This is a genomic window from Endozoicomonas sp. ISHI1 (assembly GCF_024606225.1).
Taxonomy (GTDB): Bacteria; Pseudomonadota; Gammaproteobacteria; order Pseudomonadales; family Endozoicomonadaceae; genus Endozoicomonas_A.
On sequence record NZ_JAGRPU010000030.1, the window covers coordinates 1 to 19,334 of the forward strand.

15 protein-coding genes are annotated in these 19,334 nt (G+C 46.7%); 7 read left to right on the plus strand and 8 right to left on the minus strand.

Annotation, left to right across the window (positions count from 1 at the left end):
• Window positions 1-114 precede the first annotated feature (114 nt).
• Window positions 115-417, minus strand: coding sequence for a hypothetical protein (locus KBW69_RS17360; RefSeq protein ID WP_257281667.1), 303 nt, complete (start codon window positions 415-417; stop codon window positions 115-117).
• 53 nt (window positions 418-470) lie between these two features.
• On the opposite strand from KBW69_RS17360, the gene KBW69_RS17365 reads away from it, so the two are divergent.
• From KBW69_RS17365 to KBW69_RS17395, 7 genes are all read left to right on the plus strand, one after another.
• Window positions 471-2,285: an F-box/WD40 repeat-containing protein gene (locus KBW69_RS17365; RefSeq protein ID WP_257281668.1), complete on the plus strand. Its 1,815-nt coding sequence runs from the start codon at window positions 471-473 to the stop codon at window positions 2,283-2,285.
• Between the two features lie 190 nt (window positions 2,286-2,475).
• The gene (locus KBW69_RS17370; protein WP_257281669.1) at window positions 2,476-4,254 is read left to right on the plus strand and encodes a WD40 repeat domain-containing protein; all 1,779 of its coding nucleotides are present in this window, start codon (window positions 2,476-2,478) and stop codon (window positions 4,252-4,254) included.
• Between the two features lie 333 nt (window positions 4,255-4,587).
• Window positions 4,588-6,252 carry a WD40 repeat domain-containing protein gene (locus KBW69_RS17375; protein ID WP_257281670.1) on the plus strand — a complete coding sequence of 555 codons (1,665 nt, stop codon included), beginning with the start codon at window positions 4,588-4,590 and terminating at the stop codon, window positions 6,250-6,252.
• 81 nt (window positions 6,253-6,333) lie between these two features.
• Window positions 6,334-8,127 (plus strand): WD40 repeat domain-containing protein, encoded by a 1,794-nt coding sequence (locus KBW69_RS17380; protein ID WP_257281671.1) that lies wholly within the window; start codon window positions 6,334-6,336, stop codon window positions 8,125-8,127.
• A gap of 361 nt (window positions 8,128-8,488) precedes the next feature.
• Window positions 8,489-8,956 carry a DUF29 domain-containing protein gene (locus KBW69_RS17385; protein WP_257274691.1) on the plus strand — a complete coding sequence of 156 codons (468 nt, stop codon included), beginning with the start codon at window positions 8,489-8,491 and terminating at the stop codon, window positions 8,954-8,956.
• A gap of 298 nt (window positions 8,957-9,254) precedes the next feature.
• The gene (locus tag KBW69_RS17390) at window positions 9,255-11,195 is read left to right on the plus strand and encodes a WD40 repeat domain-containing protein (RefSeq protein ID WP_257281672.1); all 1,941 of its coding nucleotides are present in this window, start codon (window positions 9,255-9,257) and stop codon (window positions 11,193-11,195) included.
• A gap of 264 nt (window positions 11,196-11,459) precedes the next feature.
• The gene (locus KBW69_RS17395; protein WP_257281673.1) at window positions 11,460-13,265 is read left to right on the plus strand and encodes a WD40 repeat domain-containing protein; all 1,806 of its coding nucleotides are present in this window, start codon (window positions 11,460-11,462) and stop codon (window positions 13,263-13,265) included.
• A gap of 14 nt (window positions 13,266-13,279) precedes the next feature.
• Here the strand turns inward: KBW69_RS17395 and lipA are convergent, their stop codons facing one another.
• The 7 genes from lipA to KBW69_RS17435 form a co-directional block, all read right to left on the minus strand.
• The gene (lipA, locus tag KBW69_RS17400) at window positions 13,280-14,299 is read right to left on the minus strand and encodes a lipoyl synthase (protein WP_257281674.1); all 1,020 of its coding nucleotides are present in this window, start codon (window positions 14,297-14,299) and stop codon (window positions 13,280-13,282) included.
• Between the two features lie 77 nt (window positions 14,300-14,376).
• Complete coding sequence (gene lipB / locus KBW69_RS17405; protein WP_257281676.1) at window positions 14,377-15,039, minus strand: lipoyl(octanoyl) transferase LipB; 663 nt, start codon at window positions 15,037-15,039, stop codon at window positions 14,377-14,379.
• Window positions 15,039-15,305 carry a YbeD family protein gene (locus KBW69_RS17410; protein WP_257281677.1) on the minus strand — a complete coding sequence of 89 codons (267 nt, stop codon included), beginning with the start codon at window positions 15,303-15,305 and terminating at the stop codon, window positions 15,039-15,041. The genes lipB and KBW69_RS17410 overlap by 1 nt, the downstream gene beginning before the upstream one ends.
• 89 nt (window positions 15,306-15,394) lie before the next feature.
• Window positions 15,395-16,612, minus strand: a complete 1,218-nt coding sequence (locus KBW69_RS17415) for a D-alanyl-D-alanine carboxypeptidase family protein (RefSeq protein ID WP_257281678.1) — start codon at window positions 16,610-16,612, stop codon at window positions 15,395-15,397.
• 172 nt (window positions 16,613-16,784) lie between these two features.
• Window positions 16,785-17,609, minus strand: coding sequence for a septal ring lytic transglycosylase RlpA family protein (locus KBW69_RS23540; RefSeq protein ID WP_306670803.1), 825 nt, complete (start codon window positions 17,607-17,609; stop codon window positions 16,785-16,787).
• A gap of 135 nt (window positions 17,610-17,744) precedes the next feature.
• Window positions 17,745-18,845: a lytic murein transglycosylase B gene (mltB, locus tag KBW69_RS17430; RefSeq protein WP_257276214.1), complete on the minus strand. Its 1,101-nt coding sequence runs from the start codon at window positions 18,843-18,845 to the stop codon at window positions 17,745-17,747.
• Between the two features lie 78 nt (window positions 18,846-18,923).
• Window positions 18,924-19,277 (minus strand): hypothetical protein, encoded by a 354-nt coding sequence (locus tag KBW69_RS17435; protein WP_257276215.1) that lies wholly within the window; start codon window positions 19,275-19,277, stop codon window positions 18,924-18,926.
• Window positions 19,278-19,334: the final 57 nt, after the last annotated feature.

Here is a 19,334-nt window from a genome sequence, read left to right on the forward strand (position 1 = left end):
CCTGTACTTTCCCATTTTCGTAGTGTTACTGGGTCTGTACCAAGTAAACGAGCTGCCTCACCTATCTTCACTAATCTCTTATCCATTCTTGAGATTGTATTAGATAGTTTTAGATTATAATAGATTACTGCGAACTGTTTTTAACCCCTGACCCTGTGCGCTTCTGCCAAGGTTCATCAAACCTGTCCTCAAACTATCCTGACGCTGTGCTGCCCCTTCCCGGACGGTATTGGCGGCGACAATACTGGCACCGTTCCAGCTCAATGACCTCATGCGCTCCCGGGCCTGTTTCTGCGCCCCTGTCAGTCCGGCACCATTCTTACGCATCACCTGCCCGGCAAAATAACTTGAGCGCATCAGGGCATCGGGAATGTCGTGAACTTTTAAGCTAAAACAGAGTCTATCTTCCAGAATCAATTTTGAATATCGCTACTCACCAAAGTGAAATAATAACGATTGAAAAACAAACTATGAATTCCATAAAAAACCTTTCCTGTTTTGGTACTTCACTCCCATCAACACCGGATCAAGCTCGATCAGAAAGAACCAGTGGTACCGCTATGGGCAGGAACGTCATGGTACGTGACAATAAAGAGTTTTCATTATTGCTCGACTTACCAGTGGATATACAATCCAAAATATATTCCTATTTGCAGGCTCATGATATTACCCGTTTAACACGGGTAAATTCATACATGAACAGTACAATCAAAAACGATACTTCAATAGCAAGGGCCTGGTATCGCCAATTTCCTTCATCACAGCAGGCTCTGATGGAGACAATCGTCACTGCAAAAGATAAAGATCAACTCGAGGATTGGTTGAGGCGCTTTACAAAGGATGAGGCATTAATCAAGTCAATCATGGATTGCCAAACGAGTGTTTATTTTCCTGCGCTGTTCTTTTCCTCTATCACTAAACTGATGTCTGAATGTAAAACATTTAAATTGGAGACAAAAGCCACTCTCCCCATCTTTGCTACACGGAACTTGCACACCACTGCTACAAAGAAATTGGCAAGCTTCGGCCTCGATAGTCGCCATATTTTGATCGTCAGTGACAATAAAACGTTGAAAATCTATTGCTGTGAATCATGGACAGTAAAAGGCACTATTTCCCATGATAACACTATCAATGAGGCCACCTTCAGTGCCAGTGGCCGCCATGTGGTGACCGCAAGTAACGATAAAACCGCAAAAATTTATGCTCTGAAGACCGATGGATCATGGGAAGAAAAAGCCACTATTACCCATGATGAGACAGTCTCCTCAGCTACCTTCAGCGCCGATGAGCGCTACGTGGTGACCGCCAGTAGAGATGGCAAGGCGAAGATCTATGGCAAGCAAGACGATGAGTCATGGGTAGAAAAAGTCATTATTTCCCATGATAGACCTGTCAAATCAGCCACCCTCAGCGCCGATGATCGCTATTTATTGACTGCCTGTATGGATGGCAAGGCGAGAATTTATAGCATAGAGGACGATGGGTCATGGGAAGAACAAGCCATGATTTCCCATAATAAACCTGTCTACTCAGCCACCTTCAGCACCGATAACCACCATGTGGTGACCGCCAGCTTCGATCAGGCGAAAATCTATAGCCTGGAGACCGATGGATTATGGGAAGAAAAAGCGATCATTACCCATGAGGATCTGCTCTTCTCAGCGGCATTCAGCGCCGATAACCGCCATTTGGTGACCGCCAGTGTGGATGGCAGGGCGATAATCTATGGCAGGAAGGACGACGGATCATGGGAAGTAAAAACCACTATTTCCCATAATAATAATCTGGTCTTCTCAGCCACCTTCAGCCCCGATAGCCGCTTTGTGATCACTCACGGTCGCGATGAAAAGTCGAGAATCTATGGCCAGAAGGACGATGGATCATGGGAAAAAAAAACGACCATTTCCTATTATTTTGCGGGCATTAAATCAGTCACCTTTAGCGCCGATAGCCGCAATGTGATCATCCACAGTGGAGATAAAAATTTGAACATCTATGGCCAGAAGGACAATGGTTCCTGGGGAAAAAAAGCGACCATCTCCCATGTTTTTGGTGTCGCATTAGCAGCCTTTAGCGTCGATGGCCGCCATATGGTCACAGCCAGAGGAGACGATAATAAGGCAAAAGTTTATGGCCAGCTACGTGATGGATCGTGGCAAAAAAAAGCCACCATTTACCATCATTGTGTGATCAAATCAGCCGCTTTCAGTCCCGATGGCCATGTGTTTACCATACACGACGATAATACGGCGAAAATCACTGAACTAAGGATGGATGACTGATTATTTGCTGTCACTTATTAGCCCGGGCCCACATTATTCTTATGCATCACCAGCTCGACAAAATAACTTGAGCGCAACAGGGCATCGGGAATGTCGTGAACTTTTAAGCTAAAACAGAGTCTATCTTCCAGAATCAATTTTGAATATCGCTACTCACCAAAGTGAAATAATAACGATTGAAAAACAAACTATGAATTCCATAAAAAACCTTTCCTGTTTTGGTGGTTCATTCCCATCAACACCGGATCAAGCTCGATCAGAAAGAACTAGTGGTACCGCTATGGGCAGGAACGTCATGGTACGTGACAATAAAGAGTTTTCATTATTGCTCGACTTACCAGTGGATATACAATCCAAAATATATTCCTGTTTGCAGGCTCATGATATTACCCGTTTAGCACGGGCAAATTCATACATTAACAACCTACTCATAAATGATAATTCAATAGCAAGGGCTTGGTATCACCGGTTTTCTTCATCACGCCAGGCTCTGCTAAAGAGAATCGTGACTACAAAAGATAAAGATCAACTCGAGGGTTGGTTGAGGCGTTTTACAAAGGATGAGGCATTAATCAAGTCAATCATCGATCGCCAAAAGAGTATTTATTTTCCTGCGCTGTTCTTTTCCTCTATCGCTAAACTGATGTCTGAATGTAAAACATTTAAATTAGAAACAAAAGCCACCCTCCCCGGTGGTAAAGCTATCTACCGCCGTGATGGTCGCCATATTTTGATCTTTAGAAACAATAAAACGTTGAAAATCTATTCCCGGGAGGACGATGGATCATGGACAGCAAAAGCCACTATCTCCCATGATAACAAAGTCAACAAGGCCACCTTCAGCATCAATGGCCGCCATGTGGTGACCGCAAGTAACGATAAAACCGCAAAAATTTATGCTCTGAAGACCGATGGATCATGGGAAGAAAAAACCACTATTTCCCATGATAAGCGAGTCTCCTCAGCGACCTTCAGCGCCGATGACCGCTATGTGGTGACCGCCAGTGCAGATGGCAAGGCGAAAATCTATGGCAAGCAAGACGATGAGTCATGGGTAGAAAAAGCCATTATTTCCCATGATAGACCTGTCAAGTCTGCCACCCTCAGTGCCGATGGTCGCTTTTTATTGACTGCCTGTATGGATGGCAAGGCGAGAATTTATGGCATGCAGGACGATGGATCATGGGTAAAAAAAGCCATAATTTCCCATGATAATCCTGTCGAGTCAGCCACCTTCAGCATCGATGGCCGCCATGTGGTGACCACCAGCTTCGTTCTGGCGAAAATCCATGGCCTGGAGGCCGATGGGTCATGGCAAGAAAAAGACATCATTACCCATGAGTGTCTACTCAACTCAGCGACATTCAGTGCCGATAACCGCCATTTGGTGACCGCCAGTGACGATGGCAGGGCGATAATCTGCGGCAAGAAGGACGACGGGTCATGGGAAGAAAAAACCACTATTTCCCATAATGGTGCGGTCTACTCAGCCGCCTTCAGCCCCGATAGCCGCTGTATGATTAGCCGCAGTGGAGATAATAAGGCAAAAATCTATGGCCAGAAGGACGATGGATCATGGGAAAAAAAAACGACCATTTCCTATTATTTGGCAAGCATCAGGTCAGTAACCTTTAGTGCCGATAGCCGCCATGCAGTCATCCAAAGTGAATATAATTTGAAAATCTATGGCCAGAAGGACAATGGATCCTGGGAAAAAAAAGCGACCATTTTCCATGTTTTTGATTTCAAATCAGCAGCCTTTAGCGTCGATGGCCGCCATATGGTCATAACCGGAAACGATAAAACGGCGAAAATTTATGGCCAGTTAAGCGATGGATCGTGGCAAAAAAAAGCCACTATTTCCCATCATCGTGTGATCAGGTCAGCCACCTTCAGTGCCGATGGCCATGTATTGACCACCCACGACGATAATACGGCGAAAATCACTGAACTAAGGATGGATGACTGATTATTTGCTGTCACTTATTAGCCCGGGCCCACATTATTCTTTCTCATCACCTGCTCGGCATAATAACTCGAGCACACCAGGGCCCCGGCGAGCCACTTAACGTCCAATGGGTAAATGGTTTTTGGTGGGCTGCAGTTACTGATCCGGAAGGGCCATTCTGCATGTGTTGAAAGACAGCATTGATCATTTTCCCGGATCAAAGTCCTGCCTTCTTGTTAGTTACGATTAGATCAATATTGTGAACTTTCATACTAAAACCGAGTCTAATTCGCAGAATCAATTTTGAATATCCCTGCCAACCGGGGGAAAACAACAACTTTTAAGAAACGAACCATGGACTGCATAAATAACCATTCCTGCCTTGGTGAGCCACTCTCATCAACACCCGATCAATCTCAATCAGAGACACCCATTGCTACCACTATGGGTAGGGACGTCATTGTGCGTGACAAGAGTGAGTTTTCATTATTGCTCGATTTGCCCCCGGGAATACAATGCAAAATTTTCACCTATTTGCGTGCTCATGATATTAGCCAATTAACACGGGCAAATTCATACATTAACAACACGCTCAAAAATGATGCTTCAATGGCAAAAGCATGGCATCGCCGGTTTGCTTCATCACACCAGGCGCTAATAAAAACAATCGTCACCGCAAAAGATAAAGATAAACTCCAGAAATGGTTGAAGCGTTTCACAAAGGATGAGTCATTAGTCAAGTCAGTCATGGATCGTCATGAGAGTATTTACTTTCCTGCTCTGTTCTTTTTCACTCTCACTAAACTGATGTCTGAATGTAAAACATTTAAATTAGAGACGAAAGCCACCCTCCCTGTTAATAGTCGGAATTACCCCTCTTCCTTGAGCCCCGATGGCCAACATGTGATGCGCGAAATTGACGATAAAACCCTGAAAATCTACGGCCAAAAGGGCGATGGATCATGGAAAGAAGAAGCCACTATCTCCCATGAAGACAGAGTCAACTCAGCCACATTCAGCATCGATAGCCGCTATATAGTGACCACAAGTGGCTATAAAAAAACAGCGAAAATTTATGGCAAGCAGGACGATGGGTCTTGGGCAGAAAAAGCCACCATTTTCTATGACTACTCCATCGTCTCTGTCTCCTTCAGCTCCGATAGCCGCCATTTGGTGACCCACAGTGACGATTACAAGGTGAAAATACACAGCCAGAAGGACGATGGGTCATGGGCAGAAAAAGCCACTATTTCCGATGATGACAATATCCTCTCAACCACCTTGAGTGCCGATGGCCGCTATTTGGTGACCGCCGGTTTAGACGGCAGGGCAAAAATCTATGGCAAGCAGGACGATGGGTCATGGATAGAAAAAGCCATTATTTACCATGATAAACATGTCTACTTAGCCACCTTCAGCGCCGATGACCGCTCTGTGGTGACCATCAGTCGCGATCAGAAGATGAAGATCCACGGCCTGGAGGCCAATGGTTCATGGGAAGAAAAAGCCACCATTTCCCCTATTAAAGACGTCAACTCAGCGACAATCAGCGCCGATAACCGCCATTTGGTGATTTCCGGTAAAGATGCCAGGGCGATAATCTACGGCAAGAAGGACGATGGATCATGGGAAGAAAAAGTCATTATTTCCCATAAATACTGGGTCTACCCACCCACCTTAAGCCCCGATAGCCGCTGTGTGATCACCCGTGGTAGAGATCAAAAGGTGAAAATCTATGGCCAGAAGGACAACGGATCGTGGGAAGAAAAAGCCACCATTACCCATGGTAATTATGTCATATCAACAACCTTGAGTGTCGATGGCCGCCATGTGCTCACCGCCAGCGACGATAAAAAGGTAAAAATTTATGGCCAGCAAACCGATGGATCCTGGGAGGAAAAAGCCACCATGTCCTATAACAGTGAGATATTGTCAGCCACCTTCAGCGACGATGGTCATGTGTTGACGATCCATCGCGATAAAACAGCAAAAATCATTGAACTACGAATGGATGGATAAATGACTGATTGTTGCAGCCGCAGAATCAATTTTGAATATCTATGCCAACCAGGGAAAACAACAACTTTTAAAAGACGAACTATGGACTGCATAAATAACCATTCATGCCTTGGTGAGCCACTCTCATCAACACCCGATCAATCTCAATCAGAAACACCAACTACTAGCACTATGGGTAGGGACGTCATTGTACGTGACAAGAACAAGCTTTCATTATTGCTCGATTTGCCCCCGGGAATACAATCCAAAATTTTTACTTATTTGCAGACCCGTGATATTGCCCATTTAACACGGGCAAATTCATACATGAACAACACGGTCAAAAATGATGCTGCAATGGCAAGGGCATGGTATCGCCGGTTTGCTTCATCACACCAGGCTCTTATAAAGACAATCGTCACTGTAAAAGATAAAGATGAACTCCAGAAATGGTTGAAGCGTTTCACGAAGGATGAGCCATTAGTCAAGTCAATCATGGATCGTCATGGGAGTATTTACTTTCCTGCTCTGTTCTTTTTCACTCTCACTAATCTGATGTCTCAATGTAAAACATTTAAATTAGAGACAAAAGCCATTTTCCCCGGTACTGGTGGGGGGAACTCAGCTGCCTTCAGTGCCGATGGCCACCATGTGGTGAGCACCATTGGCGATAACAGGTTGAGAATCTTCGGCCAAAAGAGCGATGGATCATGGCAACCAAAAGGCACTTTCTCCCATGATGACTACGTCATAACGCTCACCTTCAGCACCAATGGCCGATACCTGTTGACCACCATTAGCGATTACAAGGCGATAATTTATGGCAAAAAGGACGATGGGTCATGGGAAGAAAAAGTGACCATTTCCCATCATCGCCATGTCTACTCAGCCAGCTTCAGTGCCGATGGTCGCTATGTAGTGACCGCCAGTGGAGATTGCAAGGCGAAAATTTATGGCCTGAGCGACGATGGCTCATGGGTAGAAGAAGCCATTATTCGCCACGATCGTCCCGTCGAATCGGCCACCTTCAGCGCCGATAGCCGCTATGTGCTGACCGCCAGTAATGATGGCAAGGCGAAAATTTATGGCCGAGGGGACGATGGGTCATGGGCAGTAGAAGCCACTATTACCCATGACGACGAGGTCATCTCGGCTAGCTTCAGCCCAAGTGGCCGCTATGTGTTGACCTGCAGCAGAGATAACAAGCTGAAAATCTATGGCCTGGACGATGGTTTATGGGAAGAAAAAACCACTATTTCTTTCAACAACTGGTTACACTTAGCAGCCTTCAGCACCAATGACCGCTGTGTATTGACCGCCAATCTCGATAACAAGGTGATAATCCATGGCCTGGCTGACGATGGGTCGTGGGAAATAAAAGCGACTATTTCCCATAATGACAGGGTCAACTCGACCACCTTCAGCCCAGATAGCCGCCATGTATTGACTGGCAGTGATGATGGCAAGGCGAAACTCTATGGTCAAAAAGACGACAATGGATCATGGGAGGAAAAAGCCATCATTTCCCATGACAAAACAGTCTTGTCAGTCAAATTCAGCGCCGATAGCCGCCATCTGATCACCCGTAGTGGAGATAATACAGTGAAAATCTACGGTCAGAAGGACGATGGATCATGGAAAGAAAAAGCCATCATCTCTCATACTTGGGATATCAGATCAGCCACCTTTAGCGTCGATGGCCGCCATGTGGTCACCGCCAGTTTCGATGGAACTGCGAAAATTTATGGTCAGAACAGCGATGGATCATGGGATAAAAAAGCCACCATTTCCCATCCTGATGCTACTCGATTAGCCATCCCCAGCGCCGATGGCCATGTTTTGACCATCAATCAAGATGATCCGACGAAAATCACCGAACTAATGATGGATGACTGATTGTTTACTCTCACTCATTAGCCCGGACCCACATTATTCTTATGAAACATTTACTCAGCACGATAACTTGTGCGCACCAGAGCACCGGCCATGACTTCGACAAAACCTCTTTTGACATCCTCCCCGCCGTAAAAAGGGTGTCGCAAAACTCTCTCCAGCGTGGGAACGGGGTGACTTCCTTCATTCCCGGCTTCATTCCGATCTTTTGTTTGCGATACTGACGGTTCTCTTTGGCTTCAATGGCCGAATTGACCAGCCCAAAACCACGGGCACCCCCCCAGCAAAAGCATCTGTGCTTTGGTAATTCATTTTGATTCCCTTCTGTTAATTGCCTACAGTGACAGGGCTATGGAGGTGATTTATGGAAAACTTGTATGACACTGATTTTTACACATGGTCCTACCAACAAGCCGAGCTTATCAGGCAAGGCCGTTTCAATGAACTTGATATGGACAACCTGATCGAGGAAGTAGAGGACATGGGCAAAGCTCGTTACCGTGCCCTTGAGAGTTGTCTCGAACAGCTTTTGTCACATGCGCTTAAATGGCAGATGCAATCTGGCAAGGACGATCTGCATGACATGGATCAGTGGTTCCGTAGTTGGTCGATCAGCATTGGCAAACAGCGGATTGCTATTTTGAAGGAATTAAAAAAGAATCCTGGCTTGCACAACAAACTGGATGAAATTTTTCTTGATGCTTACGATTATTCCCGAAAGCTGGCCGCCAACGAGATGCAGTGCAAACCCGACGTCTTCCCACCGCAATGCCCATGGACCTACGAACAGATCATGACAGAAGACTGGCTGCCGGAGGCGGACAATGACTGATCTTTACCAAATCGATTGATGGCCGCCATCTTTTGAGCATCTGTGATAGTAAAACGCTGGAAATCTATGGCCAGGAGAGTGATGGATCATGGCAAGGCGAAAATCACTGAACTACGGATGGATGACTATTTCTCTACTTTGTCACCTTCATCACTCTTGCCGTCATATCCTGCCTGATGTTAGTTACGCTGACATCAATGTTATGAACTTTCATGCTAAAACCGACTCCGACTTTCAGAATCAATTTTGAATAGCCTTGCCAACCAGAGATAAATTACAACTTTATAAGAAACGAACGATGGACTGCATAAATAACTATTCCTGCCTTGATGATCCAATCTCATCAACACCCGATCAATCTCAATCAGAGACACCAGTTGCTACCACTATGGGTAGGGACGTCATTGTACGTGACAAGAATGAGTTTTCATTATTGCTCGATTTGCCCCCGGGAATACAATCCAAAATTTATAGATATTTGCGGGCTCATGATATTACCCAATTAACACGGACAAATTCATACATTAACAACACGCTCAAAAATGATGATGCAATGGCAAGGGCATGGTTTTGCCGGTTTGCTTCATCACATCAGGAAAAAATGAAGACAGTCCTCACTGCAAAAAATAAAGATCAACTCCAGAAATGGTTGAATCGTTTCACAAAGGATGAGGCATTAGTCAAGTCAATCATGGACCGCCATGAGAGTATTCATTTTCCTGCTCTGTTCTTTTCCACTCTCACCAAACTGATGTCTGAATGCAAAACATTTAAATTAGAGACGAAAGCCACCCTCCCCAATCATGGCATGATCAACTCAGCCACCTTCAGTGCCGATGGCCAATATCTGGTGAGAGTCTGTGATAATAAAAGGGTAGAAATCTACGGTCAGGAGAGCGATGGATCATGGCAAGCAAAAGGTACTATCTCCCATGATAAGGAGGTCAAATCAGTCACCTTCAGTGCCAATAGCCACTATGTGGTAACCAATGGTATGGATGGCAAGGCGAAAATTTATGGCAAGAAGGACGAACGATCATGGGAAGAAAAAGCCACTATTTCACACAGACGCTGGGTTAAATCAGCCACCTTCAGCCCCGATAGCCGCCATGTGTTGACCCAAAGTAACGACGGCAAGGCGAAAATCTATGGCAAGAAGGACGAACGATCATGGGAAGAAAAAGCCACTATTTCCCATGATGATCATGTCAATAACGCCAAATTCAGCCTGGATGGTCGCTATGTAGTAACCACCAGTCCAGATCACAGGGCGAAAATCTATGGCCAGATGGACTATGGGTCATGGGCAGAAAAAGCCATCATTCAACACGATGACATTCTCTACAAAGCTACATTCAGCCCCAATAGCCGCTATGTGGTGACCGCCAGCCTGGATGGCAAAGCGAAAATCTATGGCAAGAAGAACGACGGGTCATGGCTAGAAGAAGCCATTATTTCCCATTTTGTCTCAGTCACCTTCAGCTCCGATAGTCGCCATATGTTGATCATCAGTGATGATGACAGGGTAAAAATCCATAGCCTGGATGCAGATGGATCATGGGAAGAAAAAACCATCATTTCCCATAATGAAGAGATCGACTTAGCCAAATTCAGCCCCGATAGCTGCCATGTGGTGACCTACAGTAACGACGGCATGGCGAAAATCTATGGCAAGAAGGACGATGGATCATGGGAAGAAAAAATCATCATTTCCCATAATAGAAAGATTAACTCAGCCAAATTCAGCGCTGATAGCCGCCATTTATTGACCTACAGTAACGATGCCAAGGCGAACATCTATGGCAAGAAGGACGAACGATCATGGGAGGAAAAAGCCATCATTTCCCATAACGACAGAGTCTTCCATGCCACATTCAGCCCCGATAGCCGCCATGTGTTGACCTGCACTGAAGATAAAACGGTGAAAATCTATGGCCTGAAGATCAATGGGTCATGGAAAGAAAAAGCCATCATCACCCATGGTAAGGGTATTGCGTTAGCAACCTTTAGCCTCGATGGCCGCCACATGGTCACTGCCAGTTTCGATGGAACGGCGAAAATTTATGGTCAGAACAGCGATGGATCATGGGAAGAAAAAGCCACTAGTTCCCATCCTGGAAATATCCATTCAGCGCACCTCAGTAACGATGGCCATGTTTTGACTATTGGTGGTACGGCGAGGATCACCGAACTAAGATACTTCCCAGACTCTTTGGGAGTCTCATGTAACATTCTATAGGTAAATGGTTTTTGGTGGGCTACAGGTACTGACCCGAGGCAGGATAACGCAATCAATAACCCTGAGAGACATTCTGCATGTGCTGAAAGACAGAAACCCGCTTTCTGGTTATTGATCATTTTCCCGAATCAACGTCCTGTTTTCCTGTTAGTTTCGCTGACATCAATGTTATGAACTTTCATGCTACAACCGACTCCAAGCCGCAGAATCAATTTTCAATATCCTTGCCAACCAGGGAAAAGAACAACTTTTAAGAAACGAACTATGGACTGCATAAATAACTATTCCTGCCTTGATGATCCACTCTCATCAACACCCGATCAATCTCAATCAGAGACACCAGTTGCTACCACTATGGGTAGGGACGTCATTGTACGTGACAAGAATGAGTTTTCATTATTGCTCGATTTGCCCCCGGGAATACAATCCAAAATTTATAGATATTTGCGGGCTCATGATATTACCCAATTAGCACAGACAAATTCATACATTAACAACACGCTCAAAAATGATGATTCAATGGCAAGGGCGTGGTTTCGCCGGTTTGCTTCATCACACCAGGCGCTAATAAAAACAATCGTCACTGCAAAAGATAAAGATGAACTCCAGAAATGGTTGAGACGTTTTACCAAGGATGAGGCATTAATCAAGTCAATCATGGATCGCCATGGGAGCATTCATTTTCCCGCTCTGTTCTTTTCCACCCTCACTAAACTGATGAATCAATGTAAAACATTTGCATTAGAGACAAAAGCCACCCTCCCCTCTTATGGTGAGACCGGCTCAGCCACTCTCAGTAATGATGGCCGCCATCTGGTGAGTGTCAGGAATTATAAAACGCTGGAAATCTATGGCCAGAAGAGCGATGGATCATGGGAAGCAAAAGGCACTTTTTCCCATTGTGGTCTCAGATCCGTCACCTTCAGTGCCGATGGCCACTATGTAGTGACAGCTGGTGTAGATGGCAAGGCGAAAATTTACGGCCAGAAAGACGAACGATCATGGGAAGAAAAAGCCACTATTTCCCATGATAACTTCCTCATATCAGCCATCTTCAGCGCAGATAGCCGCTATGTGATGAGCTGGAGTAAAGACGGCAAGGCGAAAATCTATGGCAAGAAAGACGATGGCTCATGGGAAGTAAAAGCCATCATTTCCCATAACGCCGGAGTCATTTCAGCCACCTTCAGTGCCGATAGTCGCTATGTAATGACTGCCGGTGGCAGTGGAGACGGCAAGGTGAAAATCTATGGCAAGAAAGACGAACGATCATGGGAAGAAAAAGCCATTATTTCCCATAATGACTTGGTCGCTTCAGCCTCCTTCAACACTGATGGCCGCTATGTGGTGACCGCCAGTGGAGATGGCGTGGTGAAAATTTATGGCCGGGAGGACGATGAGTCATGGGCAGAAAAAGCCATCATTACCCACAGGCTTTTAGTAGTATCGGCCACCTTCAGTGTCGATGGCCGCTATGTGGTGACCGCCAGTTTTGATGGCAAAGCGAAAATCTATGGCAAGAACAACGATGGGTCATGGATAGAAAAAGCTATTATTTCTCATGACGGTTGTGTCAGGTCAGCCACCTTCAGCGCCGACGGTCGCCATGTGATGACGACCAGTAATGATCACAAGGTGAAAGTCTATGGCCTGAATGACGATGGATCATGGGAAGAAAAAGCTATCATTTCCCATAAAAAGGAGGTCAACTCAGCCACATTCAGCCCCGATAGCCACTATTTGCAGACCTCCAGTGATGATGACGAGACGAAAATCTATGGCCTGAAGGACGGTGGTTCATGGGAAGTAAAAGCCATCATTTCCCATGACGATATTGTCAACTCAGCCACATTCAGCCCCGATAGCCAACATGTGATCACCGCCGGTTACGATGGCACGGCGAAAATTTATGGTCGGCAGAACGATGAAGCCTGGAAAGAAAAAGCCATCATTTCAGATCATGGTAAAATCGATTCAGTCACCTTCAGCATGGATGGCCATGTGTTGACCATCCAGACCATCCATAGCGTTAGTACGTTGAAAATCACTGAACTACAGATGAGTGACTGATGGCTTGCTGTCACTCATTGGCTCAGACCCACATTATTCTTCTGCAATACCTGCTCAGCACGATAACTTGAGCGCACCAGGGCACCGGCCACGACTTCAACAAAACCTCTTTCCAGGCCCCACTGACGATACTTCTCGAACTCTTCGGGCGTCACGTAACGTTCAATTGGCAAATGGTTTTTGGTGGGTTGCAGATACTGGCCCAGAGTCAGGATATCGCAATCAATGGCCCTGAGATCATTCATAGTCTCAATGATTTCGTCCTCGGTTTCACCCAGACCCAGCATCAGGCTGGTTTTGGTGAGTACGTCGGGTCGATATTTTTTGGAGTGAGCCAGAACATCGAGCGTCTGTTCATAGCTGGCACGCGGGTCACGAACAGGATGTGTCAGTCGTTTAACGGTTTCAACGTTCTGAGCGAAAACGGCAATACCGCTGTCAACCACAGTTTCTACATCTGCCAATACACCCAAAAAATCCGGTGTCAGCGCTTCAACGTCGGTTGCAGGATTAACTTCCTTCACACGTTTTACGACGGCGGCATAATGACCGGCACCGCCATCTTCAAGGTCATCACGGTTAACAGAGGTCAGAACCAGGTATTTCAGGTTCATCAGTTTTACGCTGTTGGCCGTGTGGTCCGGCTCCTCCTTATCCAGCCAGCCTTTAGGGTTCCCGGTATTCACCGCACAGAAGCGACAGGCACGGGTGCAGACATCGCCCATCAGCATGATAGTGGCGGTACCGGAACTCCAGCACTCATTGATGTTGGGGCACATGGCCTCTTCACAAACGGTACTCAGTTTGTGCTCATGAACAGTCTCTTTGACTTCTTTGAACTTGCTGCCGTACCTGGGCTTGATTCTCAACCAATCCGGCTTGCGCATAAAAGGCTGAACCGCTTCATCGGAGCGATTGCTGGCCTTGATGCCATTCTTGATGGCGGTAATGCCTTTTTCATTGACAAATTTCTCGCCACTCTGAATGGTAACAGCCGGAATCTGGACGGTTGGAATCAGGTTGCTATCGGTCATAGAATCCCAGTTATGTCGATCAGTTGTACCGTTTGTGAACCCGTTCGTTCACTAACTTGAATTTGGAGACAGATTGTTCAGGCCTCTTGAGCCAGATCAAGCTCTGCTTCTTCCTTTAGTGTTTGCGCCTCATTATACCCAAGTTCCTCCATGAGACACTCAAGTAAGCGACTGCTCACTTCATCCCATTGTACAGGATTTTGAAACTCCCTGAGCTGGGCAACCTGTAAACCCTCATAACCGCAGGGGTTGATGCGGGTAAACGGCTCCAGATCCATATCCAGATTGATACTCAGTCCATGATAACTTCTCATCTGCCTGAATCGCAGCCCCAGAGCCGCAATTTTGGCACCATCGATATAAACACCGGGGGCGTCAGGTCTGGCGCAGGATTCGACACCATAGCTTGCAAGCACTTTGATGATGGCATTCTCAATAGCTGACACCACTTTTCTGGGACCACTGCCTGAGCGGCGAACATCCATCAGCAGATAGACCACCAGCTGACCCGGACCGTGATAAGTAACCTGACCTCCGCGATCCACCTGAACCACGGGAATATCTCCGGGTGCCAGAACATGCTCGGGTTTGCCTGCCTGCCCCTGAGTAAAGACAGGATCGTGCTCGACAAACCAGAACTCATCAACCGTCTGCTCATCTCTCTGTTCGGAAAATGCCTTCATAGCCTCGAACACGGGCTCGTAGGGCTGCCTGCCCAGATAGCGGATATTCAGCTTCATCAAAGTACCATTTGCACCCGGCCAGTAGCTTTAAGGTCTTCGAAGATCGCTTTCAGCTGAGACTCTCCGGTGGCGAGAATAGTCACCATGACAGAAGTATACTTGCCGGTACGGCTCTCTTTCAGCCGGAAGTTGCCATCGTAATCCGGAGCATGCTGCTTAACGATAGCGCAGACAGCTTCCTGAAAATCCGGAGCAGCATTACCCACGATACGGATTTCGTAATCGCAGGGAAATTCAATTTTTAGCGCTTCTTGATCGGTCATTTTTTACACTGTTGATAAATGAAATACCTTCAGACTCATCAAGCCTGAAGATATTAGTATTTCACTCACTGGACACTGCCACTGAACGCTCAGGACAACCCCCTGAAGAACAGCACGATACTGTCCCAGAGACGCTTGAAGAAACCACCACGCTCTATCGCAGTTTCTGCTCTGAGAGGGACTTCTTTGACGATCTCATCATCGATAGTCACTTTCAGTGTACCCAGCTGCTGGCCAGCTTCGACTGGCGCTTCAATAATGGGATCAATATCCATGGTCGCTTTCAGTTTCTTACCGGTATGCCTGGGAACTGTGACAATCAAGTCCTTATCGATGGCAATGTCTACCTGATCCTGTGTCCCCTTCCAGACCGGGACAGTTTCAAGCGTTACGCCACCTTTTTTGACATCCACATTTTCGAAGAAACGGAAGCCATAGGTCAGTAGTTTCTGTGCCTCAGCAGCACGCTGTTTCTCTCCATTGGCACCCAGGATAACAGTAATCAGACGACGTCCATCGCGTTTTGCAGTAGCCGCCAGACCATATCCACTGGCTTCAATATGGCCTGTTTTTAAACCGTCCACATTGGGGTTACTCCATAAAAGACGGTTTCTGTTTGCCTGACGACGCAATGGCTTGCCGGTTTTCTTGTTGGTACCGTATTGGTAATACTTCTGAGCATAAAGCTCATAATACTCCGGGTAATCTTTGACAATGTGACGAGACAGTATCGCAAGATCCCTCGCAGTGGAATAGTGATCAGACGCAGGCCAGCCGGATGCATTCATAAAATGGGAGTTAATCATCCCCAGTCGTTTGGCCGTATTGTTCATAAGCTGGACAAAGGCGTCTTCACTGCCGGCAATGTGCTCAGCTATCGCGACACTGGCATCATTACCGGAGACAATAATGATACCTTTTAACAGTTCCTGCACCGGAACCCGCTCACCCACCTCTACAAACATGGTCGAGCCGCCCATTTTCCAGGCTTTTTCGCTGATCAGAACCTCATCATCGCGATGAATATTGCCAGCAGCCAGCTCAACCTCGGCGATGTAAGCGGTCATCATTTTGGTCAGGCTGGCGGGGTGAGAGGTGTCATCCGCATTATCGGAGGCCAGAATTTCTCCACTGTCAGCATCCATCAATACAAAACTGTTAGCAGCGATCTTGGGTGCAGCAGGAATCAGGGCAGCAGCCTGAGCCCGAACGGTTCCGGTCGCCAGAATAAACACCATGAACACCCATCCAGCTACACTTTTCAATCGCTCATGGCTGGCCCGGACAGGATTTAATCGTTTGATCATTATAGAAATTAGCTCTGAAATTCACTGTTGTCGGCCATTATAATGTTACCGACTAATGAGTTTAAGGGAAGCATTGAAAATAGAATGTAATGTGTTCATGGTCTGCTCAGTTAAAGTCTACCAGCCCCCTGTTGGAACATAGGCCTGACCGACTAAAAAAACCTGACTCAGACTACTCCCTGATGGCCTCAGATGCATCTTCGTAAATCAGGTATGGCACGTCAAAATCACCTTCATCGAGCTTATCAAGGAGTTCCTCCAGATGCTCGATCGTTTGAATCGGTCCAATCCTGACACGGTAAAAGGGATCAGGCTCCTCATCCCCTTTCACCACCTTGATATCACTGCCTATGGTTTCAGCCACCTGCCGACGCAATACCTGTGCGTAGTGGTAATTTTTTAGCGCTGCCAGTTGCACAAAGAGCAGTTGATTATTATCACCCCCATTAGCTGCTTCAGTGCTTTTAGCGGCAGCAAGGGATCTCACATCTATCCCCTCTATCAGCACATCAGTCACTCCCTTTTTCGCGAACCCCAGCTTGACGGCAGCGGCATAGGAGAGATCAATAACCCGATCACCATGGAAAGGCCCACGATCATTGACCCGAAGTACAACCGACTTGCCATTGTGACTGTTGGTGACCTTGACATAGGAAGGCAGAGGCAAAGTCTTGTGCGCCGCAGTCATACCATAAAGATCGTAAATTTCACCGTTAGCCGTCTGCTTGCCATGAAACTTGGAGCCATACCATGAGGCCTTGCCTTTTTCCTGATAGCCTTTGGCACTCTTCATGGGGGTATAGGTCACATCATTGAGTTCATAGGGAGAATCCTTGAACTGACCATCATGGGTGACAGGAATGGCATCAGGGATCTGGCTGACATCCCTTTTCTCTGTGGGAGGCCCGTCCTCAACAGTCACACAACCACTTAACAGAAGAAAGGTCAGTCCCAGAAGGCTTCCTGCTATAGATCTTGCTCTGATTATCAATTTCATAGGATATGGCGCTTTAACGTTATTCTGCCTTAGGCTACAGAGCCTGAACGAATATCTGTGACAAAAAAAAAGAAAACCGCTTTTACGCCCGAAGCATAAAAACGGTGCCTTTGTTCATGAACCAGAAGGCTCAGACTATTTAGATTGCTTTCCGGCTAATGTCCTTCCAGACTTTGACACTGATGTTGTATAGCCGGTTTTTACATCCCTCGCTAGCTGATAAACGGCCATTGCATAAAGTTTGCTGCGGTTGTACGTCGTAATGACATAGAAATTATGCATCCCCAGCCAGTACTCCGGCCCCTTTTCACCTTCAAGCTTGATGGCAGCTGCCTTGGCAGTGTCTGGTACAGGGGCCTCTGGACGCCAGCCAGAACCTTCCAGCTGCTTCAGGGTTTTTTTCGGCCTGACGGAGTCAGACACCGCTTTCTCATATTGGCTTCCAGTAACCTTCGCCTTGCTGGCAATAGGCTTGCCGGCTCTCCAGCCATTTTCGCGGAGATAATTGGCAACGCTGGCGATAGCATCTTCTTCCTGCTTCCAGATATTTGACTGACCATCACCGGTATAATCTACCGCGTAAGCCCTGTAACTTGAGGGCATAAACTGGGGTATACCCATGGCGCCAGCATAAGAGCCGGTCAGATCTGAAGCATCCAGTTCCTGCTCGCGGGTCAGAATAAGAAATTCTTTCAGCTGCTGGGTGAAAAACTTGCTGCGCGGAGGATAATCGAAGCTCAGAGTAGACAGCGCATCGAGAACCTTAAAGCCACCGGTCTGGCGACCATAGTAAGTTTCAACGCCGATAATGGCCACAATCACATCCGCAGGGACACCATACTCCTTTTCAACTTTGGAGAGCGTTTTCTGGTGCGCCTCCCAGAAGGTCACGCCAAGGTCTACTCGCTCCGGGGTCATAAAAATCTTTCGGTAGTCCTTCCACTCCAGACGCTTCTCAGCTGGCCTGCTGATTAACTCAAGTACTCTGTCAGACTTGTTAGCCTTACCCAGAATGTCCTGCAGCTCCTTGCGAGAAAACTGTTCGTTCTTGACCAAGTCATCAATAAACGCCTTTACTTCTGGTTGAAGCGCATAATCAGGCTTATCATCGACTGCCTTTTTAGAATCAGCAGCCATTGCCGGTGCCGCTAAAAGACAACCACTGAACAATACACCTGCAACCATGAGTCGAAATGGCGGCAGTCCTAAAAATTCTTTTACCCTTCTTAAGGCCATATGCCCTCCCTGCTACTACTCAGATGAATGCCGTTAGCTGATTGAACTTCATACGGGATAATGTCTACTTTACAGCAGTCACGGAGAGACAACTAGCGTACCGGCTTTATTTAAGTTAAATGTTGCTTTGCCCAATGCAGAGAAACCTGATGTAAAAAAGCCCTCTTGTGAGAACGAACGGATCTTGTGATATCGTTTAAGCCCATACGGCGCTCCTAAACTGCGTGAGTTCGCCAGTGCTTTAACGACGTATGAACAATTGGGGTGTTGGTCAAGATTGCACCTAAACCTTTCCAGCAGCCGGAACCCGCTGTCGTCTTCCTGCTTGCAGACGACTGATATTGGGGGGAGCATTTTGTGAAGAACATCGAACTGACCGGGGGGCAGGGTAGTTGCTGCCCGCAGGATGCCCTGAAACTGAACAGGTTGCATGACAAACACTCAACGTTTAGCGACTGACTGAATGCCTGTGAGTATAGCTCATGCGAG